General features: G+C 37.3%; 23 protein-coding genes. 6 read left to right on the top strand and 17 right to left on the bottom strand.

Translation table 11 applies throughout. From position 1 onward, the window contains the following. Nucleotides 1-224: 224 nt before the first annotated feature. The 8 genes from BUB28_RS00715 to BUB28_RS00680 all read right to left on the bottom strand — a co-directional run bounded on the left by BUB28_RS00715 (nt 225) and on the right by BUB28_RS00680 (nt 8,520). Complete coding sequence (locus BUB28_RS00715; RefSeq protein ID WP_139277483.1) at nt 225-1,343, bottom strand: helix-turn-helix domain-containing protein; 1,119 nt, start codon at nt 1,341-1,343, stop codon at nt 225-227. A 72-nt stretch (nt 1,344-1,415) separates the two neighbouring features. After that, nucleotides 1,416-2,111, bottom strand: a complete 696-nt coding sequence (locus tag BUB28_RS00710) for a hypothetical protein (protein ID WP_072947770.1) — start codon at nt 2,109-2,111, stop codon at nt 1,416-1,418. A 396-nt stretch (nt 2,112-2,507) separates the two neighbouring features. Further along, on the bottom strand, nt 2,508-4,559 hold the full coding sequence (locus BUB28_RS00705; protein WP_072947769.1) for a leucine-rich repeat domain-containing protein: 2,052 nt from the start codon (nt 4,557-4,559) through the stop codon (nt 2,508-2,510). Between the two features lie 316 nt (nt 4,560-4,875). After that, complete coding sequence (locus BUB28_RS00700) at nt 4,876-5,448, bottom strand: relaxase/mobilization nuclease domain-containing protein (RefSeq protein WP_072947767.1); 573 nt, start codon at nt 5,446-5,448, stop codon at nt 4,876-4,878. Continuing rightward, complete coding sequence (locus tag BUB28_RS00695; protein WP_072947766.1) at nt 5,430-5,699, bottom strand: hypothetical protein; 270 nt, start codon at nt 5,697-5,699, stop codon at nt 5,430-5,432. The genes BUB28_RS00700 and BUB28_RS00695 overlap by 19 nt, the downstream gene beginning before the upstream one ends. A 246-nt stretch (nt 5,700-5,945) precedes the next feature. Further along, complete coding sequence (locus BUB28_RS00690; protein ID WP_072947764.1) at nt 5,946-6,872, bottom strand: DUF1848 domain-containing protein; 927 nt, start codon at nt 6,870-6,872, stop codon at nt 5,946-5,948. A gap of 373 nt (nt 6,873-7,245) precedes the next feature. Continuing rightward, entirely contained in the window at nt 7,246-7,743 is a 498-nt protein-coding gene (locus BUB28_RS00685; RefSeq protein WP_072947762.1) for a hypothetical protein, read from the bottom strand. A gap of 225 nt (nt 7,744-7,968) precedes the next feature. Next, entirely contained in the window at nt 7,969-8,520 is a 552-nt protein-coding gene (locus BUB28_RS00680) for a helix-turn-helix domain-containing protein (RefSeq protein WP_072947761.1), read from the bottom strand. Nucleotides 8,521-9,001: 481 nt separating this feature from the next. On the opposite strand from BUB28_RS00680, the gene BUB28_RS00675 reads away from it, so the two are divergent. Genes BUB28_RS00675 through BUB28_RS00655 form a run of 5 tightly spaced genes read left to right on the top strand, consistent with a single transcriptional unit; the run spans nt 9,002 to nt 12,210 of the window. Then, complete coding sequence (locus BUB28_RS00675; protein WP_072947759.1) at nt 9,002-9,286, top strand: DUF960 domain-containing protein; 285 nt, start codon at nt 9,002-9,004, stop codon at nt 9,284-9,286. 55 nt (nt 9,287-9,341) lie between these two features. Next, nucleotides 9,342-10,451 carry an amidoligase family protein gene (locus BUB28_RS00670; protein WP_072947757.1) on the top strand — a complete coding sequence of 370 codons (1,110 nt, stop codon included), beginning with the start codon at nt 9,342-9,344 and terminating at the stop codon, nt 10,449-10,451. A gap of 1 nt (nt 10,452) precedes the next feature. Beyond that, nucleotides 10,453-10,644, top strand: a complete 192-nt coding sequence (locus BUB28_RS00665; protein WP_072947756.1) for a hypothetical protein — start codon at nt 10,453-10,455, stop codon at nt 10,642-10,644. Nucleotides 10,645-10,660: 16 nt separating this feature from the next. Further along, a complete protein-coding gene (locus tag BUB28_RS00660) occupies nt 10,661-11,638 on the top strand; it encodes a class II glutamine amidotransferase (protein WP_072947754.1) in 978 nt (325 codons plus the stop codon). Further along, nucleotides 11,638-12,210, top strand: a complete 573-nt coding sequence (locus BUB28_RS00655; RefSeq protein ID WP_072947753.1) for a recombinase family protein — start codon at nt 11,638-11,640, stop codon at nt 12,208-12,210. Before BUB28_RS00660 ends, BUB28_RS00655 begins: the two co-directional genes overlap by 1 nt. Nucleotides 12,211-12,626: 416 nt before the next feature. Here BUB28_RS00655 and BUB28_RS00650 read toward each other — a convergent pair whose 3' ends face one another. The 8 genes from BUB28_RS00650 to BUB28_RS00615 all read right to left on the bottom strand — a co-directional run bounded on the left by BUB28_RS00650 (nt 12,627) and on the right by BUB28_RS00615 (nt 20,423). Continuing rightward, nucleotides 12,627-14,801: a glycoside hydrolase family 11 protein gene (locus BUB28_RS00650; protein ID WP_072947751.1), complete on the bottom strand. Its 2,175-nt coding sequence runs from the start codon at nt 14,799-14,801 to the stop codon at nt 12,627-12,629. A 488-nt stretch (nt 14,802-15,289) separates the two neighbouring features. Beyond that, complete coding sequence (locus BUB28_RS00645) at nt 15,290-16,201, bottom strand: hypothetical protein (RefSeq protein ID WP_072947750.1); 912 nt, start codon at nt 16,199-16,201, stop codon at nt 15,290-15,292. Between the two features lie 168 nt (nt 16,202-16,369). Further along, entirely contained in the window at nt 16,370-17,203 is an 834-nt protein-coding gene (locus BUB28_RS00640; protein WP_072947748.1) for an alpha/beta fold hydrolase, read from the bottom strand. Nucleotides 17,204-17,523: 320 nt separating this feature from the next. Continuing rightward, nucleotides 17,524-18,036 carry a hypothetical protein gene (locus tag BUB28_RS00635; RefSeq protein ID WP_242939897.1) on the bottom strand — a complete coding sequence of 171 codons (513 nt, stop codon included), beginning with the start codon at nt 18,034-18,036 and terminating at the stop codon, nt 17,524-17,526. A gap of 44 nt (nt 18,037-18,080) precedes the next feature. Continuing rightward, nucleotides 18,081-18,461 (bottom strand): hypothetical protein, encoded by a 381-nt coding sequence (locus BUB28_RS00630; protein WP_072947747.1) that lies wholly within the window; start codon nt 18,459-18,461, stop codon nt 18,081-18,083. 35 nt (nt 18,462-18,496) lie between these two features. Further along, on the bottom strand, nt 18,497-19,306 hold the full coding sequence (locus tag BUB28_RS00625) for an ADP-ribosylglycohydrolase family protein (protein WP_072947745.1): 810 nt from the start codon (nt 19,304-19,306) through the stop codon (nt 18,497-18,499). A 309-nt stretch (nt 19,307-19,615) separates the two neighbouring features. Beyond that, a complete protein-coding gene (locus tag BUB28_RS00620; protein ID WP_072947743.1) occupies nt 19,616-19,969 on the bottom strand; it encodes a helix-turn-helix domain-containing protein in 354 nt (117 codons plus the stop codon). A gap of 133 nt (nt 19,970-20,102) precedes the next feature. Further along, nucleotides 20,103-20,423, bottom strand: coding sequence for a hypothetical protein (locus BUB28_RS00615; protein ID WP_242939896.1), 321 nt, complete (start codon nt 20,421-20,423; stop codon nt 20,103-20,105). 643 nt (nt 20,424-21,066) lie between these two features. Here BUB28_RS00615 and BUB28_RS00610 point away from each other — a divergent pair. After that, complete coding sequence (locus tag BUB28_RS00610; RefSeq protein ID WP_072947741.1) at nt 21,067-24,987, top strand: M4 family metallopeptidase; 3,921 nt, start codon at nt 21,067-21,069, stop codon at nt 24,985-24,987. Nucleotides 24,988-25,080: 93 nt separating this feature from the next. On the opposite strand, the gene BUB28_RS00605 is transcribed toward BUB28_RS00610, so the two are convergent. Beyond that, nucleotides 25,081-25,260: a WCX domain-containing protein gene (locus BUB28_RS00605; protein WP_072947740.1), complete on the bottom strand. Its 180-nt coding sequence runs from the start codon at nt 25,258-25,260 to the stop codon at nt 25,081-25,083. Nucleotides 25,261-25,358 lie beyond the last annotated feature (98 nt).

The following is a 25,358-nucleotide window of genomic DNA, read 5'->3' as shown; positions in this document are numbered from 1 at the left end:
CTGTTGTAATAATATTTAGAAATTACTTCCTACTATGGAAATTATATCAGATATTAATGTCTTTTAAAAGGAATCGGTAATTCCTCCCATAAACCCCGTAATATAAACAAAAATCCTCATGTATTAAATATACATGAGGATTTTATGGCTGTATTCTGTTACAAAAGAGGAAATCTCATTTCCTTGTCATACCTACAATCTTTATAAACAAAATAACCTTATTTTTATGTTTTTTCGCCAAGACGCTTAATGCGCGGCAATTTAAATTTACCAAGTATCATATTCCAATATTTGAGAGAAGTATCTGTATACTTGAGCAAAAACTTATACGCTGTCTTTTGCAAGCCTATATCAGGTATACCACCAACTGTTTTTTCTATAAGTAATGTGCTTACTTTAGGACTCGTTTTACACGCTAAACATATAAGCATAACTGTATCAATATTATCCGGCACTTGTTGACCGTTTCGATAATTCTGAATAGTTTTGTCACTACAGCCCAAGACCTCAGCTACTTCAGCCTTTGTTAAGCGAGGCTTTGAGGCTTTATCCATAATATATGTAAATATTTCAGGGAACTCTTTAATTCCTTTTGCCTCCATTTTATGGATAAGCTCAACGCCCTTTTTGTCTTCTTTTTCAATTTCATCTTCTATCATATGTTCTATAAGAGATGAAAGTCCGTTTGTTTTCTTATTATAATAATACTCACTTGTTTCTGAGAACTCTTCCTTGCACAAGTATTCTCTATGAAGATATTGCGAATAATAGTTTTCAGCATTTTTATCTTTTAAACAAAACTTTATGCAGCACTCATCAGCATGATTACGGGCAAAGTCAGAGAGAACAAATTCAACGCTATCAGTATCAAAGACAACATCGATATATTTTTCATTGAGCCTGCATACAACATACCCGAGGTAAATGTAGTTTCCTGAGCTTATAAGCGCAGCGAAATCTTTATTCTCTTGCACCAGCTTCTTATAGTCTTTAGGGTATATCACATATGTCTCGTTATCTTTAAGAGTCCCAGGCTGAAAATAGAACGGGGCATGCTGAATCTTCTTTCCGTTTTCTTCATGTTCCAGAATAGTACCGTCAACAAAGTCATATCCCAACTGCCGCATACGCGCCTTTGCCACAAAGCAGGATACACCGTAGATTTTTGCAAACTTTATTACACAAGCCTGCATTCTATCTCCAGAATTTTCGTAGTATGTAGACGGATCATTGGCAATCTCATTGTTAACGGCATCAACAGTGCTTGAAGGGATAGCAAGCCTCATTGCAAGGGAATTCGCCTGCCACTCCGCAATACGCAGGGCTTTCTCAATATCAGTCATACTGTCAGAGATTATCACAGGCTTCGCTTTACAGTTCATAGTATCAGAGTCTGTGCCTAACAATACCAGGAGCTAAAAAAACTTCTGATGGAACTGCCAATGTACTAACTCATGAGCTACAGTTATTAGAAGCTCACCGTCCTGATCGTCATAGTATTTTTTCTTGTTTAAAAGGATAACCCCAGGCTTAGCGTGTCCACTGACCTCTTGAAGCTGCTGAGTTTCTATATTATAATGATAAGTTTTGATGTCAGCCTCAACAAGGTTGATTCTTCCGAGGCAGTCATCAGAAAGGTCGGCAAAGAAAATCGGAGCATTCATATTGCTGATAATCTTACCTAATGACAGTCCGTACCCGTTCATGCCAGCAAACATACTATAATAAGAAAAGAGTTCATTGCCTATGCGTTCTAAGTCTTCTGCCCTTACGTCAGGAAGAATGAAATGGTTTAGCAATTCATCATCACGAATATCACTCTTATCACACTCGCCTACTTCTATAACCCGAATATCCTTAAGCTTCAAGTCAAGACTTCCGAAAAGAATGACTCTGTAATACTGCTTTTCAGAAGCAGTATCATTGCAGGCAACTGAAACCACGAGCTCCATTTTCTGATTACTGCGCTCGTCATCTGTGCAGTAAAGAGACTCAATATGAGTATTTCCATTTATGTCCACATCATTTTTTTGATGCTTCGTAATTGCTCCTTCAATGAGCTTAATTTGTTCGTGTTGAAGGTAATCTTTTAAGTTCTGATAGCATGCCATACACCGATCCCCCTAACTTGATACACTGTATATCATTTCAATAATCATCATTTTTCCGAAGCGATTACGAATTTTCAAAAAATTCTTTTCCCAAAATGCTCAAAAAGTGCCACTTTTTACGCCCTTTTGAAATGTATTTTTTTCAGAATTCGTAATCGACATCAAAAACTTAATTTTTCTTAAACCGAGCCCTCTCCTTCTCCCCAGAGAGCTTAAACGTATTTCCTGCTTAAATTATATCACAGGCTCTAATGAAAGTAAAGACTTTGCACACCATACACAGGCTTGATATCAGTTTTTTCTTATCGAAATAATAAAATATATTTATAAAGTGCAAATAATAGAACACGCCGCATTAAGCGGCGCAGTCTATATCACTTTTCAGAAATGTAAGTATTATTTGTACTTTTCAATGGTTGAAGCGGGTAATAACTCGAGAGAGCCAAGTGTTATCTGTTCTTTATTGTACTTCTGAACTTTTTCGGAAGTATCAACGTTGACCGCATCATCATATCTCTGCTCATAGCATTTTCCGTCACTTGAGCGTATGTAGATAAATGTATCTTCAGCTTTTATCCAGGTATCTCCGCTTGTATTTTTGTCGTATCCACAGGCGATAAGATTTTCATTCTGGTCATATTTGAACATATAGCCATTATCACAGGTTATTATTCTGTAATCATACTCTATACTCGGATCTTTGTATGCATTTTCAAATGTTCTTGGCTTAGCCAGTTTTTCTATTCCGAAGCAAGCAACTGCGTGTCTGTGAGTGCTGATCCTGAGGTAACCGGGGAAAGAAAGACCGTATTCAGTCAGTTTTGCGTATCCTTCAAGATTCTCAGTAGTAAGAGGCAGCTGATAAGCGGAGTTCACATAATTAGTGTAGTTCCTGTCTGCTTGCATCTCATTTATTCTTTCCGTTAATTCGCTGAATTCAGGGTATTTATCTCTGTATTCGTCTATTCCTGCAAATGCAGGTACATCAATAAGACCTCTCACAGTTTTTCCCTTGTATTCTCTCGGGATATAATCATAAATGTCGATCTTATTTGTAAGATACATCATCTGTGTTATTACAATAGCTGCGCAACTTCCGTTTTCGTTATGAAATTTACGGGCACCATTATAATTTGCTTTGTTCTCATTGATGATCTTATTATAGGACTGGCTCTTGTCAGCCTTTATATAAGGAACACCGCATTCTTCGGCATACTTGTTTGTATCAGTATCGCCGTAAATAGCAAATCCCGGTGCTACGTTTTCTCTGTCAATAAATCCGATAGCGTATTGATTCAGTTCAACATTGCCTTCAACTACTGCACCTTTTAAACTGCACTGGAAGAAAGCATAGTCATCAACTTTTATATTTCCGCTCAGTACAACATATTCTACTCCAGAGGTGTTGAATGCTGCCCTGCCTATGTAAAGGCTTTCACCGTTTTCTCTCAGGAAAAGTACAGGCGTGCGCAGATTGGGAGTCTTATAAAATGCAAACTCACCGACAGTAGTTAAGGTTTTCGGCAGATCCATTACTTTCAGTTCAGTACAATTCTCAAAGGCGTGCTTACTGATAGTTACTGTATTTGTGAGTTTAAGATTTTCCAGTTTTGAACAGCCCGAAAATGCATATGCACCTATCTTCTTTACATCGAGTTCAGCATTTTTAACTTCATATGCTCTGCTGAAGCAGTATTCGCCGATAGATTCCGCTTTGATCTTTACATTAGTCAGAGCTCCGCATTTCTGAAAACATCTGCTGCCGATAGAATTGCATTTTGAAGGGGTAAAAGTCGTAAATCCTGTATTTTCAAAAGCACGTGAACCGATATCACCGTATACAGGAGAAATTGTACGGTTTGAAGAATTATAGAAGCTTATACTTGTAAGATTATTACAGCCGCTGAATGCAGATTTACCTACGGAAAGCTCTTTATCACCAACTCTTACAAGAGATAGGTTAGTACAGCCCTCAAATGCACTTTCCCCTATATACGAGATTGAACTGCCGCCTTGATAACCGAGCACTCTATACTCTACATAGCCATATGGACTGCATTTTAAGTATATTTCATTTTTGCCATAGAAATGCACCTCTATGATATTAGTCTGATCTTTAAATGCATTATCAGCAATCCCTGTAACATCTTTGTCCTTTATCTGCTTAGGTATCCTTATTCGAGTATTAGCTTTGCTTGTTTCGCAGCCTGTGATGATCACGTGATCGTTATTGATAGTATAGCAAAGTCTGCAACCTGCTGCCTCATCGTTATATATCAAGTCGTATCCCGACCATGTTCCCGATTTTTGAACAGTTCCGCTTTCAGCTGCTGATGCGACTAAAGTATCTTGTTTGACACCAGATATTACAGATGATGATGCGATAGGATTACAGATAACTGCTGCTGCACATATGCCTGCAATGCTGTGTTTGATCTTGTTATTCATAATACTTCCTCTCTTAAAATTATAATGGAATTGATACGATAACTGCAAATGTATTTTTGCCTTTTGGTATCATATGAATATTATAAAGGACACGTCACTGCAAATCAACAGTATTTCGGTAAGCTGTAATTATCCAATGGTAAGTTGTAATTTTAATGGGGTAAGTTGCAGCATCACTATTGTTTTCACACAAACACAGTACCCATTGATATCAATATACAGAACAGCTCTTCCGGCACAAAGGCCGGAAGTAAAGCATATATAGCAAGCTGTCCTGTTAGAAAATAACTATTCAGATCACAATATCAGTATTTATTTATTCCCACTGAGGAGAGAATATCCTCTTGAACCCTTCCTTTTTGTTCATGTTTTCATCTTGGTTTTTATCTGTATCCTGCATTGTTTTTCCTACAGAATAGAGAATCTCCAATAAACAGCTACTGCGTGTAGCATTTGCAATTCTCTGAGCAATGATAAAAAAGTTTTCGTCCTTGTCTTCAAATAGATCTCCGTCAAGATAGTTGGTGGTGGACATTATCACATGAGCATGATACAACGAACCGCCTTGATCTTCCTTATGTATTGAAATAACTATCTGATGATAACGCAACAAGTAGTCAAAGATCTCCTTTGTGAACCTCATAGCAGTAAATGCATCTTTAACTTTTTCCTTTGAAAATGATATAACAAAATGAAATATCGTATTCTTTCCAGTATTGCCCCAAAAGTCTGAAACAATTCTCATCTGCTGGTAGATAGCTATAGGATCAAATAATTGAACTCCAAAGCATTGCCACATAACTTTTCTTTCGTCCAGTGCATATCTAGGGGCGGTATATCTGTATTTTTCTCCTCCCTGTGTATGATGAATTACTTTAAGTATTTCCATAACTCATTCATGTCCCTCTGTAATTCTCTGACTATGTCAGGTGCATATCTCATCGCAATCGTACACGCACGATTAACAATGTTCTGTATCTTGATCACTACAAAAGGTGTCAATGGGTGTTTATAGTGTCTAAGCATATAAACAACTTCCTTGGAGATGTCTGTACCCTTTTTCTCAGCTTCTCTCTTAATATCATCGATGATATCTTCCGGTATTCTTACGTGTGTTAAAATAGTTTTAATCTTACACATAATGAATTCTCCTTTACTGTTTATTAAAAAATGCATACATTGAATATACGCGCACACGTGTATAATATATTATTATATTATTTAATATATAATAATTATTTATTATTATATAAATAAATAATACAGGTTAACATGGGCAAATGTATTACATTTTTTAATTCATAGTACTCATTTTCAAAAAAATAATATTATCGGCAATTGCAAGAGGTACAAAAAATCCTCTCATAAAGAGAGGATAAAAACTATTCAGAAAAATGATAGTTGATTATTGAGCCAACTAACCTGCTCCGCCTTATGGATTACTTCGCCTTCGCAGAGCGTACCAACAAGGAACGGTGACTTAGGATCATGTTGTCGGATATTTCTTCTTACGTTCTCTCTGTTATAATTTGCATAACAATACTTACAGAGATGACCGCAGGTATCGTAAGCGCCGATATCCGTTCCAAGTACGCAGCTGCATTCCGCACGCTGGGATTTCTTTTTAGGTATATCAAGAGAACAACCTATAGCTGTCTCAAAGGTTTCCTGAGTCATACAGCCGTTGCAGTCCACACCATATGGAGCAAGATCATTTCCCTCAGCGCAGGCTTTTATTGTTATACCATAACGCTTTCCTATCTCAGCAAAAGCCTTTCCGAAAGCGATGCGTTCCTTAGGCGTAACCGTTCTTGCCTGCGGAAAGTTCCATTTTACCTTTTCATACAGATCAATAAAGCTGATAACGCATACTTCTGTATAACCTGAAAGAGTTTTACACATCGTATCAAAGTCAGATATGTGACGTTCGAGAGTATAGGTACTATCAATTAATATCGGATCATACCTCCAGCCAATGCAGTTGATACCTGCTGCTTGAAACAATGTTATGAAGTCCTGCATGACCTGTTCTTTAGGTGGAACGTTCGGTTCAACATCATTTCCGTATGGAGTTATCGTCACGAACCAGTACTGATGAAAGCGTTTGAGCTCGTCGATGTGTTTAAGCATCGGAGCAGGATTCTTGGTACAGAACGCTATACAGTCCACAACCTCAGGATCAAGCTCATATCTGGTTATCCAGTCCTGACGGTATGGGTTACGCACAAGAACGTAGCCTTCACGTATTCTGTTCATGAACCATTCAGAGTAAAACGCGGATATATCCGTCCGCATACCTGTGTTAATTATCATTTTTCTTCCTTTTCCCTATCAGCATTGGTGTTTTGATATCACTGCTGATATTTATATATACTGCTGAGCCGCCCGTATCAACGGGCGGTATAAGCAGATACGATGAGTTTCTTTTAGTCTTTCTTATATTATAATAATAACTGGAAAGCAAAGTCAAGAGTGAATTCCGATTATCTTCCTTTTATACAATAATACCATATTTTTATAAATACAGCAAAACAAGACATAAGATATAAAGGCAAGTTTGATTTGAGGGAAATTTACCCTGATTATACATACTATGCTATAGAAAAAGCAATATCCCCGAAGTAACTCGGGGATATCGCTTTTTCTTAAGGAGTGCATTTGCACGCACAAGAACAAAGATTTGATTTTAACTTGCTAATCCGTCAATATCATCCAGAAGCTTATAATATATGTCTTCGATATACTCACGTATATGACCGTGTTCGTCTGACTTATATACTTCAAGAGCCTCTTCTATCAAGTTTGGGGCTTCTCTTTCAACATATTCTTGTACGTCAGGTATTATATCTGTAAAGCTATCATCGCTATCATCACTAATAAAATCATTAAGATATTCTTTGTCAACCATACATAAAACAGGCGGAAGTAGATCCCATACAGTAGTATTGTCGCCGCCACAAGCGTAAATCAAGCATTCATGCTCGTTAAATCTCTCGGCTGCATTATTACCATCTTTGATAAGGTATGAGATATTTCCCTCATCGTCCTTTTTGATCCAAAGCTCATTTCGCTCAGGATCAAGAACATGATCAAAATGAAAATCAAGCATCTTATCTATGACATCATTATCACGTTCTTCAATGGTCTCTTTCCACATGTCGCCTAAGCATTCATACTTATTCATTAATTCTCACCTCGATCTGCATTATCGCATTATTTAAGAAGCAGCTTAGTTCTGAAACTAACACCTCTTAATTATTATTATAAGGATAAAATATTATTCGTCAAGAGCGCCTTGCAACCTTAAGTTTATAAATAAAAGCCGTCAATACGCAAAAAACCGTTGAGCCGATCATCAAGCTCAACGGTTTTTTGCAATTATATTAAGCATAGTCATAAACTTAAAGTGTCATTTTTTTCGCTTATATGGCAGCTTATCTTCTCCGAAAATAGGCAAAATTCTATTACATTCATCTAAGCTTAATATCAAGCTATTAATAATATATCTATAAGCTATATTTTGTTTTGTATTATTGTAAATATCATAATTGAATTTTTTAAATAAATCATAAAAAGATTCGATATCTAATTCTAAACCTATACCAAGTGTCATAACATTTCTGGCATCTTCAGGCTTTTTCTTCCCCTTACAATAATCACTGATAATAGTACGGGAAAGGCCTGTTATCTCTGAGAGTTCTTCTATACTGATTTCCATTCTTCTCATATGATATACAAGTGTATTAGCAAATGTATTACACCTTTCGCTATTAATATTTGTAATCATATCACAGTATTCCTGAATATCTTTAATATCCTTTTCATTTGAATCCGTATTCGAAGTACATAATTCAAAAGATTCAGGTTTATTATACTCAGGAAGTTTTTTATTTTTAGGCTTTTTATCCTCTTCGAATTCTCTGTTTTTATTGTTTCTGCTTGTGATTTCCTTATTTTCCATACAACTTCTCCTATCCACCTCAGAACCATGAGGTCTATGCCACGCGGAATGATATTCCTTGTTTCTGATGCTTATGAGAAGCAACGCCTTTATGCAATCCGTAAATCTATGTAGAAAACATACGGATATAACAAAAAGTGGCTGCTTGAGTCGAATGGACATAGTACGCCCCTAAAAAACGTACTAATATTCATTCAAACTCAAACAGCCACTCCTTTCATTTTATGGTATCTTTATTTTACCATATATCTATAAAAAAGTCAAGTTTCCTGAAAAATAATTCATATTTAACTCATATAGAAAAAATTCTTTAAATTCCAAATACAATAACTTTCAACAATTCATTATTCTTAGCAGATTCCGCAAAAACGACAAATGTGATACCATAAATCTTTTCCTATTTTTCGTAATTTACAGATATATATTTTTATACTGATACCATGTTCGTGGTAATCAAATTTTACGAAAGGAGTACCATTAAATGTTTGATAACAACAGATATCTGACCTGCGGCGTTGATAATACAATTCCGGTGGAATTACAGCTGTTTCTGTGGGAATGTGTTGAGAAAATGCCTGTTCCGAAGGACTATCTACAGGTGTTTGAACTGAGTGCAGAAGGTCCAATGCAGAGCATTAATCACAGCTCAGAAGAGCCTGAATACAGCATGAAATATCTTATACCATCAGATGCACCTATAATGAGTAAACTATACATCATCGATGACGGCGATCACAGCACTATGCTTTTAGCAGATGAATATTAAAATTAAAGCCAGCCCCTTCGGGGGCTGGTTCTTCTATTTTACGGAGGTTTTTATAATGGAAGAAAAGAACGGAAATGTCATGTATTGCTCTCACTGTGGAGCAATCATAAGCGAAAATGAAGATTACGAAACAATCGACGGTGAGGTAATATGTACAGACTGTATTGAAAATCATACAACCACTTGTGATCGTTGTGGAGCTATCATATGGACCAGTGAAAGCTATGGTGATGATTATACCACACTATGTAGTCACTGCTATCACAACCACTACACACGCTGCAGCTGCTGTGATGCGCTATTACACGAAGACGATGCTTATCATCTTGACGGTTACGATTACTGCTCGGAATGCTATCACGATGAAGTTGATAAATGCCGTAGTATTCATGACTACGGCTATAAGCCTGAACCCATATTTTACGGTGACAGCCAGCGCTACTTCGGCGTAGAACTGGAGATAGACGGAGCAGGTAAAGACAGTGAAAATGCCGACGAGATACTTGCCGTTGCAAATAAGGACGAGGAACACATTTACATCAAAGGCGACGGTTCTCTTGATGACGGCATGGAGATCGTAACCCATCCCATGAGTCTGGACTATCACAAGCAATTCCAGTGGGAAGATATTATGAAAAAGGCAATATATCTTGGATATAGAAGCCATCAGACTTCGACATGTGGTTTGCATATCCATGTAAACAGAAACTGCTTAGGAGAAGACAGAGATACACAGGAAGAAGTAATCAGCCGTATCCTGTATTTCGTTGAGCATCACTGGAATGAACTGCTTAAGTTCAGCCGTCGTACCGAGTACAGTATGAACCGTTGGGCCGCCAGATATGGCTTTGAGAAAACAGGACGTGAGATACTTGATAAAGCTAAGAAAGGTAATCTTGGTAGATATGCAGCAGTTAACCTCATGAATTATTCAACTATCGAGTTCCGACTGTTCAGAGGTACGCTCAAGTATAACACCTTCATCGCAGCACTTGAGCTTGTTGATGCAATCTGTGACCTTGCTGTCAATCTGACAGATGATGGTATAGCAAATATGTCATGGTCTGAGTTCGTCGATACGATAACTGAACCTAAGCTGGTACAGTACCTAAAGGAACGCAAATTATACATAAACGAAGAAATCGAAATACAGGAGGAATTATAAAATGAAAAAGATTGAGATCATTAAGAAAATACCACAGTTTCCGATTACGGAATTCAGACGTTCGGATGCGCAGGTTGTGTTGCGGCTTGTAACGATTCTGGCTGCAACACATTTGGTAGGAAAGGTAAATCGGGTGATAAAGCGAATTGAAAAAATGGAACACCCATACGATTTTATTGATCTGCTTAAATAAGAAGGAGGAAAGAAAAATGTGTGCATTGTTCGGATGGCTTGATTATAAAGGAATAGTGCCTTACAGGGTGCTAAAAAAGCTAACCCAGGCACTGGCTAATGCGGCAGAAGAAAGAGGAACGGATGCCGCAGGTATCTCCTATGTTCATGACGGAAAAATCACTATCTTCAAACGGGCAAAGCCTGCTCATAAGATACACTTCAATGCTCCAGACGGCACAAAAGCCGTCATGGGGCATACCCGTCTGGCTACCCAAGGCGATAGAAAGCAGAATTACAACAATCATCCTTTTGCTGGTCATGCTGACAAAGAGTTTGCTTTCGCCCATAACGGAGTCCTATGGAATGATAAGGATCTGCGCAAGGATGGCACCATACCAAAAACATACATTGACACCGACAGCTACATCGGCGTACAGCTTATCGAAAAGCAAGGGAAGCTGGATTTTGACAGTCTTCAGTACATGGCTGAGACTGTTGAGGGCAACTTCACCTTCACAGTACTGGATCAGACCAACAGCTTATACATTATAAAGGGAAGTAACCCAATGTACCTGCTCCACTTTGAGACAATCGGCCTTTACATATATGCCAGTACAGAGACGATCATGAAGAAGGCACTGAAACAACTGGGCTTACACAAGTTCGAGAATAAGCAGATCGATACAGCAGAGGGAGATATTCTCCGCATTGACAGGAACGGTAAAATCACACGTTCTCAGTTTGAGCCTAAGTTGTATCGCTCCAAGTACATGAGCTGGTATGATGACGACCTCTCTTCTTATTATAGTATGCACGAAGAGATACTGCTGGCATACTGCGGATGCTGCGGGGTGAATAGCTCGGATGTAGAACTCTTGCTGGAGTACGGCTACACCTGTGATGAGGTGGAGGATATGCTTGCTGATCAAAGCCTGCTCCGTGAAGCGCTACGTGATGTGAAATATATATACGGTGAGGATATCTATGAGAACTGCTACGGGGGTGCCTTCTGATGGGCAAGATTGGGTATATCCGCGTATCGACCGAACATCAGGAAACAGCCAGGCAGGAAGCCATAATGGAACAATATAAGGTTGAGCGTGTATTCGCTGAGAAAATGTCAGGTAAGAACGCTAACCGTCCCGAGCTTAAAGCTATGCTTGAATATGTTCGTGAAGGTGATACCCTGTACATTGAGAGCATCAGCAGACTTGGTCGTTCAACGCGAGATCTGCTCAACATTATAGACGTGCTTCAGCGCAAAAATGTTACTCTTGTGAGCAGTAAAGAAAACATAGACACCAATACGCCGCAAGGGCGATTCGTACTGTCTATATTTGCAGCACTCTCCGAGCTTGAACGTGAACAGACGTTACAGCGTCAGCGTGAAGGTATTGCTATTGCGAAGTCGCAGGGAAAGTATAAAGGTCGGCAGCCTATCCGTATCGACTGGGAAAAGTTCGGACAGCTGTATGAGCAGTGGAAGTCCGGAACTATTACGGCGGTATGGTTTCAGAAAGAAATGGGTCTGCGGACCAATACTTTCTATCGTCGGCTTAGGGAGTATGAAGAAAGGTATACTTAAATAAGTAGGAGCCGGCTCGACCGGCTCCAATCTTTCAATAAGGTGTCGTATATTTTTGCAATATTGCAAAAGCACAAAAAGCATTTCTGTGAAACGGATTTTGTGTATGTCAATAGACCATGGGCTATTGACATAGTTATGATACTATTGGTTTACAAATAGCATTGTACTTTTTTGATAGATACTCCCGCACAACAGCTATACATTCTTCATCTGTCAATTTTCTTCGTGACATAAAATAACCCCCTTAGAGTTTTCACACTTTTGTTTATTTAGTGTGTCTACTCTATGGGGATTATATCATTTCCTGTGACTATTTTGCTTTTCCTTAGCTTAATGACATTATCGTTAAACGGATGGTTTTGACTATTAAACGACGATATAGCTTTTATAACATAAAACTTCAGAAGTGGTTTTTATTCTGCCTTGCTATTATCGATACAGGATAATTCATTTATTTCAGCAAATCCCTCTGTATCATAGGTTGTAAGCGAACATTGTACTGAATATGGCTTGAACTCCTCCTTACTGAAGTATTTCAGTATCTCAGAGAAATCTATCTCTTCGTCAAAGCTGCAGACCTCATCGGTTTTAATGATGTTCTCCTTAGGATAAAGCCATATATACTTGTCCGGGTCTATCTCATCGGGTAGCTCATCGTTTTTATCGATGTAATACTCATGACCGCCTATCTCTACCAGCTTCATATCATCAGGATCTGAGAGCCACCTTAATCTTTCTTTTTTGCTGGCTCCGTCCTCAATTAAGAAGTTCACCGTGTCGCTGTCACTTTTGAACACCGCCGAAATGTTAATTTTTACGCTGCTTTCATTTCCAAACGTAGCACATGATTTTGTCTTTACAGTTCCGGAATACTTCAAGCTGAGTTCATCAAAATTTTCCAGTATCTGTGAGCTTGACAGCTCATAATAACTTTTTCCGCTCCACTGAGTACTAAATGTGCCATCACTGCAAACAGCCGACTTTATCTCTCCTGCTGTTTCGCTTCTGCTGAACGCATCGAATTCTGCATTGCCTATGGTTTCACAAAAATCATCTGCAAAATACATTAACTCTTTCTCGGGCTCAGGTATCTGCTTTGTTTTGCCAAGGACAAACCTGGTAAGTGCTACAAGGTCGCTCATATTCAGCTTACAGTCGCCGTTTACGTCCTGATAGAAGTTTACATTGTAATCCTCAGTACTAATAAGCAATCTTCTTAGAGTCAAAACATCGTATATATCAACTGCACTATCTCTGTTCACATCACCGAGGACAGAACGACTCTTTTTTGTATGCTTATCCTCGATATCGCAAGCATCGCCTAAGTAAAAATCGTCGATCCAGAAGTCAACGTCCTCTGAAGGGATTATTCGTATTACCTCATCTGCGAATAAATCGTTGAGCAGTGAAATATGCAAGTCTTCCATATCCGTCCATATCCCAGAGGGGATAGTTCTTAAATACAAGTCTCTGCAATAGCCGGTTTTGGAGTTAAGATCTGCCACCTGAAATATGAACTTGATGTTCCTGCCGCTGTTCTGACATATCTTCAAACCTGCAAGTAGATCCTTGCTGCTGAAATCATAGGGATCGATCTTGTACTCAAAGCCACGACTTTCTTTATCCTTTCCGGATATCAACATAGAACGCTCACCGCTGAAGTAACTTTCCGTATCATACGAAGCCTTGGTTCCTGTAAAAGCCGCTCCGAATTTCTCATCATCATTCTCGGTCTCAAAGTCTATGAATTCTTTCCTGCCTTCCTCATCTGTGGGCATAGGCTCATGACTTTTGTATGTAAACTCCGGTCCGTAGTTGTTGTCATCTGTTATCTCCTTGGTTATTTCAATAGAGTTTATTCTGGCACTGCCAGCACTTCTGTATGCCTGAACGCTGAAGCCTACATCGTAAACAAATCCCAGATCAAGGCCTGAATTCTGCCATTTCTTGAAGTGATCCGCGACATTGATAGTATTCTTTATATTGCAGACACCATCTGTCTTTTCAGCAAGATTATCACGTGCCACACTGTAATAGATATATGTAGTGGGAGGTATATTCCCTCCCCAATAGTCCGTCATCGAAGATAACCTGCCATTGTAGATATCATAAGTTATACCGTTGGATTCAAATGAACCGAGAGCGTTTCCCATGACAGGGCGCCAGCTGCCCCAGCTGTCCACTATGTAAAACTCATAATAGGCATTGTTATCCTCCATCCAGCCATAAACGCCTGAAAAGCCGTTACCGTCCATATAGTCAACATCTTCGTCATATGTAACGGTATATTCTTTTATCTGAGAAGCATATACATTTTTTCTTTCAAATTTTTCACCTTTGAGCGCAAAGGCGTTCTCAATACCGCTCCAGCTAAGAGTAAAGCCATTGTTTTCGGTGTTTTCGTACTCAAAATCTCCTGCGCAGTTCTGATTCCATAATTCGTAGTAATAACCGTCTACAGTATCATTCTTCATAAAATCAGCCGCATATACCTGGGCTGACGGGATTACGGACGGCAGGCTAACGGCACTGAACATACAAATTCCTGCTGTTAGAGCTGATACTGTTTTTGTGAACAACTTTGGCATAATGTTTCCTCCTCACTGAAACCTCATGTCGGCAGCATCACTGCCGCAAATAAAACATAACATCAAAAAAGCGGATATTACATATCCTTTATTAATATTATCATTTACTTCATCATAATTCAAAGCTTTTCTTGCGAATATTTTACATAAAATTAGAGTCGACTGGTCAAATGCAGTCAAGACAGATGAAAAGGCGTTATAGGCATATTTACCGGTATCTGGGACTTTATCGTATCCATAATAACGAATACAGGTGACTTGCACCTGTATTCGTGTAAAGTATTAATAAATCAAGATATCATCACAATCAGCACATCTCGGAATATGAAAACCAATGTAGTAAAGCATAGTATTAACTCCTATAAATATTACGATTTCCATTACTATGATTATACAGTGCCTCCGCCGATATGTCAATATACGGATATGCTGTAATATGTACAAATCAGCGCCATATGTTATGTGTAATCGTCGTTACGGTAAGATATTTAGAACAGATCCAGCATACTGTCGAGATATATCTCTTCACGAACAGTAAGCTGGTATTCCGGCTTTGTGAGATAATAAAGCAGGAATTCAAGATTGACAGCACTTCCGAGTCCCCTGCCTTCTATTTTGAAATTAGAAAAACCGAGGGGCAGATAAGTGTTGATGATGTCATCAATGCTGATAAATGCTGGATTATTCATTGCCTTTGAAAAACGGTATCCGTCCTCGGCATCAGGTGCGGTACAGATGTGCTCGGGACAGTTTTCTCCGAGATTTTTCCGACTAACATTTTCGTAGCATGCTTTTCTGTCTTTACAGTAAAACGAGCAGCATTCATTGCACAGAAATTCGACTTTATCTTTCTGGACCTGTGAGAGTGTATTAAGTTTATCGTACAGCTTATTCAGCCTGAAATCAGGAACAACATATTTAAAATCACTCCGGTCTGTTTCCTTTAAAAACTGATCAAAATCAGTCTGAACCTTTGTAGTCGAGGAAACGAAATAAAGACCAGGATAATTATTCTTAATATGTTCAAGCAGAAGATCCGAGTGGATTATCACACCGTTCTGTACACCTTTGCTTCCGTTGAAAAGCTCACACAGGGCATTGCATTTCCTGTCGGTGAGATGTTCATGTCTTAAAAGCGAATTGCTGAAAGTGAGCCTTGAAGAAATACCATATTCATTCATAAGTGCGAGTACATCTTCAGCTTCACATTCGCCGAATCCGGCACGTCCACCGCCCCAGATACAATCGGCAGGAGCACCATAGACAGATGCTATTTCGCACCAGTCGTAGAAAAATTCCCGTTGCTCACGGTACAGCGGCAGAAACACACTGTACAGGTCATAGAACTCAAACAGCCCCGGAAGATGAAAATAAGCTTTATTATGTGCGGTGTTTTCCATATGTTATCATACCATTTTCTTTATTTTTATACCATATTTTTTCACAATATAATTCTCCGTTATGTCGTGTGAACAAGTCAAATATAGGTTCAGGCGAACCATGAATTTCTCATGTTATATATACCATTTTTTCACCTATTCCCTATTATACAGGCTAAACGAGCCATATTAATCTATCTCTTTAATAAACTCTTTGATCTTTGAGCTTATTTTATCACTTTCGTAATAATGAATATAGTGTCCACAGTTCAAAAGAACAGTTTCTGCACCTACTGATTCAGCATATTTCTGTTCATTCGCGATCCAGTTCGGTGATGTCTGTTTCCCGTTAGATACAAATAGTAAAGTCGGACATTCTGCTTTTCCGGAATCAGCTACGATTTTGGCGTTATTCATGACTGCCTTTGCTTCATTTATATAGCATTTGTTCATCAAATTTCTTTTTTTCAGTAGCTGATGCTGCTTTATTTCATCCTTACTCAATCCACGCTTATTTATAGGATACCAGAACAATAATCCCATTTCTTTGAGCCTTTTAAGTTTTAGCATGAGATCAACGCGTTTATTGATCTCATCTTCGCCCCATTCACTATATGTGATAGGCGTCGCCATATCAAGGCCGATTATTGCCTTTATATCATTAGGATAGAGCTGTTTCCATCTGATAGCTTCTATACCGCTCATAGAATGTGGAAGAAGGATATAAGGAGTTTTCTCACCCATTGACTCCAACGCCTGCTTTTGATAATTTACAATAGTATCGATTTCACAGGAACTTTCATACAGTTCTGAATAACCATAACCAAATTTTTCAATTACTATTATTCTGAAGTCGCTGAGCAGTTTTTCATACAGCACCTTAAAATCATACATAGGTGCAATTGTACCTGATCCCGACATAAACACAAGCTTCGGCTTGCTTATATCTCCGCATCTGAATATGTGAAGTTTATGTCCGTTTACTTCGACATATTCAAGGTCATTTCTAAGACTATTTTTCATTTTAACCTCATATATTGTATTATTATTTTGACCGCTGTCATAATTGATATGGCAGCGGTTATCTGTTTTATCAGGCTTTATATATAAGCAGACTGAAACCGAACCTCCTCTGCTCAGTGCACGAAACGGCTGACCGCTCCGAACACAAGGTTTTCAGATCAGGCAGGACTAATTTGCATTTTCCGGCTGTGTCTTTCAACAGTCGAAATTGAACATTGACATATAACAGATAACATTTGATAATAACCTAAGATAATAGAGTGTTTTACAATAAACCTCACTCCGCTGTTATCCGAAAACTGCCTGACCTCGGAAAACATTTATATCTCTACTTCAAATTCCACTGTTGTATTTGCCAGATCAAGAGCCATTTGCACTTCTGCAAGCACTGCAGAGGTCTCAGCAAGATCATTTTTCGCAGCAGTGACATCATAGTTGCTGTGGATATATTCGATAAAGTTTGAAGAATGAGAAAAACTGTTGTTTACTCTCTCTTTTGGCAGACGAGCTGCCATTCTTTCAAGTTTCTTTTTCCTTGCTGTCAGCTGAGGTATATATACAAGCATCTGATCAATAGTCATATCAAATCCCGGGATTACATATGACAGATTGAATTGGTTGATACTGTGCTTCAGGCTGATTATCTTGTTCTCAATATTCTGAAGCTCTGCCTGCATTTCACTATATGAGTATTCCGGGCGTGCCATTTCGATATCTTCCTGAATAGCAGCTGTGAACACAGCGGACTTCTGCTCTTTATCAAGCAGAGCGCTATGTAATTCATTAAGTCTTTTCAGTTCTTTTGCAGCTTGTGCAGATGTCATTTTTATCATTTTTGTATTCCTCCTATAAACTAATTCTTTTATCAGATATATTTTCATACACCTAAAATATAAAAGCCATTATATCCCTTTGCTTCATTGAGCCAGGTAATAAGCACTTCATATCCTTCCGGCTTAGATTGCAGTGCACGTTCTATGATTTCATCGATCATGTCCTGTTTATAATATGTGATGCCCCAAGGATCAAGGTATCCTTCTGTCATGTTGGGATGAAAACCATTACCAAATATCGGACCATATACTGAATACAAAGGTTTATCTCCATGTACATAAAGCGAATCATCTTCCCAGTTGCTGCTCTGTTTCAGGATATTCTCTAATGATTGATCTTGAGATGATTTACATAACTGCAACTCAAAAAAACATGAACCGCCATATTGTATTCTTTCTTCCTGCGACTGAAATTTTAAAAACATGGTTCTTCCTTTCTACTTAGAAGCTAAATATAATATCAGGTATTTTTATATTTGAGATTGAATTCACGTGCAGTTTCCTTGAGAGAAATGTCGATACGACTGTCGCAGAAACGTCTTATTTCTTCGGGAATATTCTTATAGTAAGCCTCAGCGATACCTCCTGCGATACAAGCCATAGTATCAGCGTCGCCTCCGAGGGATACGGCATTTCTTACGGCGCTTTCGTAGTCTGTAGAATCGAGAAAACAAATAATTGATGGCGGAACTGAGTATTCGCAGCTGCTGTCAAAGCTATACTCAGGACGTATCTGCTCAACAGTATAATTAAGATCATAGCGAAATTTTTCAGCGATGAACTTACGGATAAGTTCCTTGGATTCGCCGTGACGGGCAAGAAATACGGTACATGCAACAGCCTGAGCGCCTCTGATACCCTCGCGGTGAGCATGAGTATAATAGCAGCTTGCTTTAGCTTGCAACATGACCTGTTCTATATCATCATAAGCGTAACCAATAGGAACTGCTCTCATCGCACCTCCGTTAGCATAGCTGTACTGCCTTCTAAGGCTTTTCTCCTTTGCCCAACGTACAAACATGCTCCCATAGCCGGCGTGGGGATAACGGGAATAATACTGCTTGTACTGAACCGCATACTCAAAAGCTCTTTTACGTATCCCGAACTTGCCGATATTTTCACCGTTATTGAGTATAGCCCTGCACACAGCTGAAGTCATAACGCTGTCGTCAGTAAAATGGCTTTCACGTATAAAAGGAAAGTCGTAATCCTTCGTGCAGGCATTTTCGTATTCCGAGCCAATAACATCACCATAAAACGCACCAAACATAATTCACCTGCTTTCTTTATTTTCACATTTTATACTATTATCACCTTATGTTTAATACCAAAGACATTCAAAGTACTCAAACAGATACTTTTTGGGATTATTCCATATCTCTTTTATATCATTTATACAGTTGAAATTTATGGCTGATATATAAGGACGGACGCTCCATTGATCATTTTGAATGTTTAATTATAACAAACAGCTTCCTTCGGGAGGCTGTTTTTTTCACTCCTGAACTATAACTGAACCAAATAGGCATGGAAATTCACAGAAATGTTTGACTGTTATTATGTGTTCAATATAAATAGTCTAACTGTTACAAACTCTTAATAATAAATATATATCAGTATTATAGCATGAAATCCATCGTTGTAAAAGGCTCCTTGATCTAATTTTGTATTTAGCACATATTTCACTTTGACTTGATTTCAGTGAAAGATAGTCATTCACGGCTTTAAGTTTAGTTTCAACTGAATATCTTCTTTTTGATTTTTGAACCTTAACCGCATCTATTCCTTCAGTTTGTGCAAGCCTTACATATGATCTTAAAGTTTCATGATTTATTCCATATTTTGGAGCAATTTGCTTACAGCCTCCATTTCCATTTAGAACATCCTGTACAGCTGCAATACGTTCTTCATCTGTTAATTTCTCTTTGAACATAAAATAACCCCCTTAGAGTTTTCTCACTTTTTGTTTTTTCGTGTGTCTACTCTATGGGGATTATATCAAACGGAGGCTTATTATTTGTACTATATTGGCTTAACAGCATAACAGAATATGAATAGAAATGAACTCAAGTATTGTTTTTATCCAGATTATAAATCATAATTGGAACATCATTGTTGTCTTCGAATACAAAAATTCTTTTACACTTTGGGCAACGCCAAACATCATATTTTGGTAACGGAATCATCCAAGGATTGATTTCTTCGTAATTAATGATATCATCCCATTCCTTGTCAGTATATACCCGTAATTGTATATCGTTTGGAGCTTCACTATTGCTCAAAAGAAATCCGCATTTACATATTATTTTTGCCATTTTACCACATATATACTCCACCTTGAGTCCATATTTCAACATTACCTGGTAATTGTCCTTTATAAACTCCAAGTGCCCTTTCAATAATAATATCTGCTTGTGCTTTTGTAATACTTGTCCCTCTTGCATCTATGGTGAAATCTAGTTAAAGTATATCATAAATACACTAAAAATGCAAGTATAAAAGCAAATCGGGGCTTGTCCCCGATTTTACGTTATTCATTATATAAATCGAGCAATTTGCGTATCCTATGCTGTATTAATCCATTCAAAACGGTCTGTCTTTCATCGGAGAATGAATATTCCTTGTGATTGATAAAATGAAGTATAAAATTCTGATCATATCATCTGATCAGAGTTTACCATATATTTTATAATCTCTCACCAACATTATTTGCGAATTGTTCATTTTTTGCTATCTTATTGATTAGAAACGAATTACTTTGCTTTTGACTTGTATTATTGTACTCTTTAGGTTATAATTAATGTGTTCTCAATAACCAACGTCAGACGATCTTTCCCCCGAATTTAGTTAGGGGAATGAAATCCTTAGAAGAATAAAGTATTTGAGCAGACATTGATCAATTTGTTGATTATAGTTTGCTTTCTTCTAATATTTTACAAAGGGAGATGATATGATAAACAAATCGAATTCAATCCATGGTGGAAATCAGCAAAGCTCTAAAAACTAAATCATATGAAAAAGGAGAAATGTATGAAAAAACTAATACGTATTTTATTTTTAACGATCATGTGCTTTTTCGTAACAAGCAACTCTGCAACATTAAACGTTAGAGCAGCAGAAACAAATGAGGTTTCAGGAATCGAAATAATGATTTCATCCGATAAGGACGAATACAATTCAAATGAAAAAGCAACTATCAATTATTCAATCAAAAACAATAGCGAAACCAATTTGAATTCATTGAATTGGAAGCTTACACTCCCGGAAAAACTTTCTCTCACAAGCGGCGATTTATCAGGAAAAGAAATCACGGTCAACGCTGGAGAAACAATTGATGGATCAGCTATTATTATGATGAATAACACAGCAAATTCTACCACAACTTCAAATGCTGCAACCACTACAACAACTACTGTTCAAAAGACTGACAGTGCCAAAACAGGCGATTATGTCAATATCGCTATTCCCACGTCTATAATCTTAATAGCATCTGCAATAGCATTTATTACACGTAAAAAAGGTAAAAAAACATTAATGTTTTTCTGCTTTTTGACATGTGCAACGTGTATTTCGGCTTTTATTCCTACTAACACACTGGCAGCCGAATATGACCGCGTTAAAGCAAATGTTGATAAAACCTTAAAAATAGGTAATTCAGACTATAAAATAGAGTTTTCTGTTGACTTTGACCCTGATGCATATGAAGTAAGCGTTTCAAATCAATTATACGCATGGGCAGATTACAGCCAAAAAGATAATACAATAACCTTACAATGGCTGAAGCAGGAAAATGCCATAAGCTATAAAGTATATGAAAAGAATGCTTCTAAAAAGGCGATTGCAGAAGTATCTGATAAAACGGAATATGTATATAACATAAACACATCAGATATTAAAGACGAATATATATTTTATATAAAAGCAATCAATACAAAAGATCAATCACTTTCAAATGATGTAATTGTTAAGCGCGAAAAAAGCGGAATGCTTTCATTTGAAGATATTGACAGTGATAATGATGGAATAACTGATCTGAAAGAAATAAGACTTAATACAAACCGACTTGATCAAGATACAGATAAGGACGGACTTATTGACGGATATGAAGTTTTGACTGTCAAAACCGATCCTCTGACTGTAGCTTCCAGAGAAAGCGGTATTTCAGATGGCGAAGACGATATTGATGGAGACGGACTTACAAACGCCAATGAATACAATTATTCTACCAATCCATTTGTTGGAGATACCGATGAGGATGGCTTTCCTGACGGATATGAAGTCTTAAACGGCATGGATCCCTTAAAGCTTGACAACTTATCATTAGAGACTATAAACGTTTCTGAATTAGACGATAACAGAGAATATGATCTTGAGATATTAAACCTTACTGAAGAGCAGCCACTGGATATTTTCTATAATGAAGATGACAATGTTGAAACCATAAACGGTGTATTTACTGACAGACAGATCAAATGCGCTCAGGATGCCTTCCGTGCCATATGCAATGTAAGATCGCTTCTTGGTATTAAGGATCCCCAAAATGAATTAAAGTTTTCAAAATTAGATACCAATAAATATTTCAGTTCGTATTCATTCGATATAGAATATAAAGGAATTGAAGTATACGGAAGAGATATAACAGTAACTTGTGATTTAGAAGGAAAGGTATCTTCAATAACATCATATTATATAAGTAACGAAATACTCGATAAAATCAATACTGTCCCTACTATTTCTGAAAAAGATATCTCAAATATAATAAATAAGGACTCTGAATCCAAGGCAGAAATAACGTCATGTAATTTGTACATTAAACCTGATACTGATACTGTTCTTGCCTATAATGTGATAACCAGTGATAATGAAGCAATCTGGATCAATGCACATTCAGGAGAAATTATAAGTCGAATAAAAATGAACAATCGCGCCTCTGCTTCATATGGTGCTGATGTGGAATATAATAAAGAAAATGGTATGCATTATATGAATTACCATGATAAAGTCGCCTTATATGATTGGAACGATTCAGAAGTTAAAGGAACCGATATTCCTGATATTATTAAAGAAACAGGCTTTGATTCATATTCTTATTTTTCTGACAGTACTCCTGATCCTGTTAATCCTAATGATCCTGATGCAAAGTTAACATACGCAGATGCAAAGGCAACATACGAAAATGCAGTTTCAGCATATGAGTGGTATAATAGTCACTATTATTCAGGAATAGATGGATGTGGAAAACCAGTTCCTGTTTTTATAAATGATAAGGATACGCGCAATCAAGTAGATACTAGCGAATTATCAACTTTATCTGCCAGTGAAATAGATGATATCGTTGCAAACGGTACATTCACCTATAATGATTATTTTGCAAGTTTCGATGAAGAATATTGTTATGAATATATTACATTTACCATACGAGCTAATGGATATGATGACAAGAAAACTGCAGGTTATAGTTTAGCTTTGGTAGGTCATGAATTTGGTCATGCAGTATTCAAACATAAATGTGGAATCAAAGATTTTAATTATGCTACGACATCAAATATAAACAAAACTATTAATGAAGCATATGCCGACATCTTTGGCTCATGCGTAGAGGGCAAATGGATTGAAAGGAGAAGGCCTAACAGGAATATCGCAGAACCAAATAAAACAGGTAATCCATGTGCTATGAATGACAGCTATTTTGATCCAAGTTTTTCTGAAGAACATAAAAACTCAACTGTTATATCTCATGCAGCATATTTGATGAATACTAAATATGGAATTGATATGGAAACTGTATGGAAACTGTTTTATTATTCGTTAGGTAAAATAAAGGATCATACAGATTTTAAAGGCATCAGAGGAATAATTATTCAAACAGCTAGAAACCTTAAATATTCTGAAACCATAATAAACAATATTGGTCATGCTTTTGATGAAGTAAATATTATAGAACAGAAAGGCTCAGTACAGATACAGGTTCTCGACCATAATCAGCCACTGAAAAACGGCCTTGTAAGTATTGTAAAAAGTGATAATATTATAAAACAGTTAAATACCAATGAAGCTGGAATTGCCTTATTTGACGATTTAGATGCCGGAACTTACGATGTAAGAGTGAAATCTCCCGATGGTCAGGTTATATATACGAAAGTAACTATAATTTCATATAAAACCACTTACAAAACGATATATTTTGGAACAGGATCGACAAATTTCGATTGGGTACATTATGATCATTATAATTATGATCAAAAAATAGGAGCAACATTGGCAAAACACATTAATATTTCTGATTCGGAAATAAAAATGATTGGTTATACAGAAGATCCGATTAAAGACTTTTTAGTAACAAATGAGAACGAAAATGAAAGCTCAATTATTCATTCCAAACAAAAGAATATATCATTTTCTTTGAAAAGAGACAAAGCTGACTGGCATACCATGGAAGGCGGCGGTTTCCTGTTCGATGTAAGCCTTTCAAATGAAGATGTAATAGATGAAAATGGAAAAAAGATAGGCTCAAAGACAGGTAAAATCACGGCACATTGTCTGTTGGTCACAAAAGAAGGATTAAAGCTGTGTTTCCTTAATAATGTTGATATTTCTAAAATGAGTGATGGTAATTATAAAAATGTGATTGGATTGGATTCAACTTATATTAGTAATATGGAAGAACACAACAGAAATAATTTCAATCCTCAATATACAAAGTTAGGCCAAACGAATTATAATATTGGTGATGTTTTGGATGAACATAACTTTACTATACGAATTGATAAATCGAATAAAGAATATATTACTGTATGGGACAATGATAAAATAATCATTAACAATTTATGCATCAATAAACTTGAAGGTGATGATTTTGGTCCTATAACAAGTCACATTAACCATTGGTGTCCCCAAGTATCATACTTTACCTTCTCAGATATCAAAATCAATCTTGTTTCCGTTACCTGAATGATACTTCTATCATGACAAACGACTAATCATATTATAAACGTAACCGACTCCCCCCCCTAAATGAAAGATCCCCGAGCTTCGGCTCGGGGATTATTCATAAAGAAGCCTATACTGCTTTTCAAGACGTTCCTTAGCCTGTGAGCGCAGATTGTCAGGACCGAGTATCTCTATAACAGGTCCGAAGCTTAGCAGCATTATAAGCAACTCTGTTTCATCCTGTTCATCGTACCAGAGCTCAACGGTATACTGTCCAGTTTCAAGATCTCGCACAGTATGCTTCTCATATGGCAATGAGATCGGCTGATGAACAGATGTATATTGACAAAAACGAATACTACGCTAAACACCCTGAACTGAAGTACAGGTAA

The sequence above is a fragment of the Ruminococcus flavefaciens genome, assembly GCF_900143025.1.
Classification (GTDB): Bacteria; Bacillota; Clostridia; order Oscillospirales; family Ruminococcaceae; genus Ruminococcus; species Ruminococcus flavefaciens_I.
The sequence above is the reverse complement of the archived record's forward strand: the minus strand, read 5'-3'. Positions and strand labels throughout refer to the sequence as shown.

Coding starts and splice junctions, on each gene's coding strand:
- BUB28_RS00715 (WP_139277483.1), bottom strand. CDS start 1,343: ATGACTGATATTGAGAAAGCCCTGCGTATTGCGGAGTGGCAGGCGAAT.
- BUB28_RS00710 (WP_072947770.1), bottom strand. CDS start 2,111: ATGGCATGCTATCAGAACTTAAAAGATTACCTTCAACACGAACAAATT.
- BUB28_RS00705 (WP_072947769.1), bottom strand. CDS start 4,559: ATGAATAACAAGATCAAACACAGCATTGCAGGCATATGTGCAGCAGCA.
- BUB28_RS00700 (WP_072947767.1), bottom strand. CDS start 5,448: ATGGAAATACTTAAAGTAATTCATCATACACAGGGAGGAGAAAAATAC.
- BUB28_RS00695 (WP_072947766.1), bottom strand. CDS start 5,699: ATGTGTAAGATTAAAACTATTTTAACACACGTAAGAATACCGGAAGAT.
- BUB28_RS00690 (WP_072947764.1), bottom strand. CDS start 6,872: ATGATAATTAACACAGGTATGCGGACGGATATATCCGCGTTTTACTCT.
- BUB28_RS00685 (WP_072947762.1), bottom strand. CDS start 7,743: ATGAATAAGTATGAATGCTTAGGCGACATGTGGAAAGAGACCATTGAA.
- BUB28_RS00680 (WP_072947761.1), bottom strand. CDS start 8,520: ATGGAAAATAAGGAAATCACAAGCAGAAACAATAAAAACAGAGAATTC.
- BUB28_RS00675 (WP_072947759.1), top strand. CDS start 9,002: ATGTTTGATAACAACAGATATCTGACCTGCGGCGTTGATAATACAATT.
- BUB28_RS00670 (WP_072947757.1), top strand. CDS start 9,342: ATGGAAGAAAAGAACGGAAATGTCATGTATTGCTCTCACTGTGGAGCA.
- BUB28_RS00665 (WP_072947756.1), top strand. CDS start 10,453: ATGAAAAAGATTGAGATCATTAAGAAAATACCACAGTTTCCGATTACG.
- BUB28_RS00660 (WP_072947754.1), top strand. CDS start 10,661: ATGTGTGCATTGTTCGGATGGCTTGATTATAAAGGAATAGTGCCTTAC.
- BUB28_RS00655 (WP_072947753.1), top strand. CDS start 11,638: ATGGGCAAGATTGGGTATATCCGCGTATCGACCGAACATCAGGAAACA.
- BUB28_RS00650 (WP_072947751.1), bottom strand. CDS start 14,801: ATGCCAAAGTTGTTCACAAAAACAGTATCAGCTCTAACAGCAGGAATT.
- BUB28_RS00645 (WP_072947750.1), bottom strand. CDS start 16,201: ATGGAAAACACCGCACATAATAAAGCTTATTTTCATCTTCCGGGGCTG.
- BUB28_RS00640 (WP_072947748.1), bottom strand. CDS start 17,203: ATGAAAAATAGTCTTAGAAATGACCTTGAATATGTCGAAGTAAACGGA.
- BUB28_RS00635 (WP_242939897.1), bottom strand. CDS start 18,036: ATGATAAAAATGACATCTGCACAAGCTGCAAAAGAACTGAAAAGACTT.
- BUB28_RS00630 (WP_072947747.1), bottom strand. CDS start 18,461: ATGTTTTTAAAATTTCAGTCGCAGGAAGAAAGAATACAATATGGCGGT.
- BUB28_RS00625 (WP_072947745.1), bottom strand. CDS start 19,306: ATGTTTGGTGCGTTTTATGGTGATGTTATTGGCTCGGAATACGAAAAT.
- BUB28_RS00620 (WP_072947743.1), bottom strand. CDS start 19,969: ATGTTCAAAGAGAAATTAACAGATGAAGAACGTATTGCAGCTGTACAG.
- BUB28_RS00610 (WP_072947741.1), top strand. CDS start 21,067: ATGAAAAAACTAATACGTATTTTATTTTTAACGATCATGTGCTTTTTC.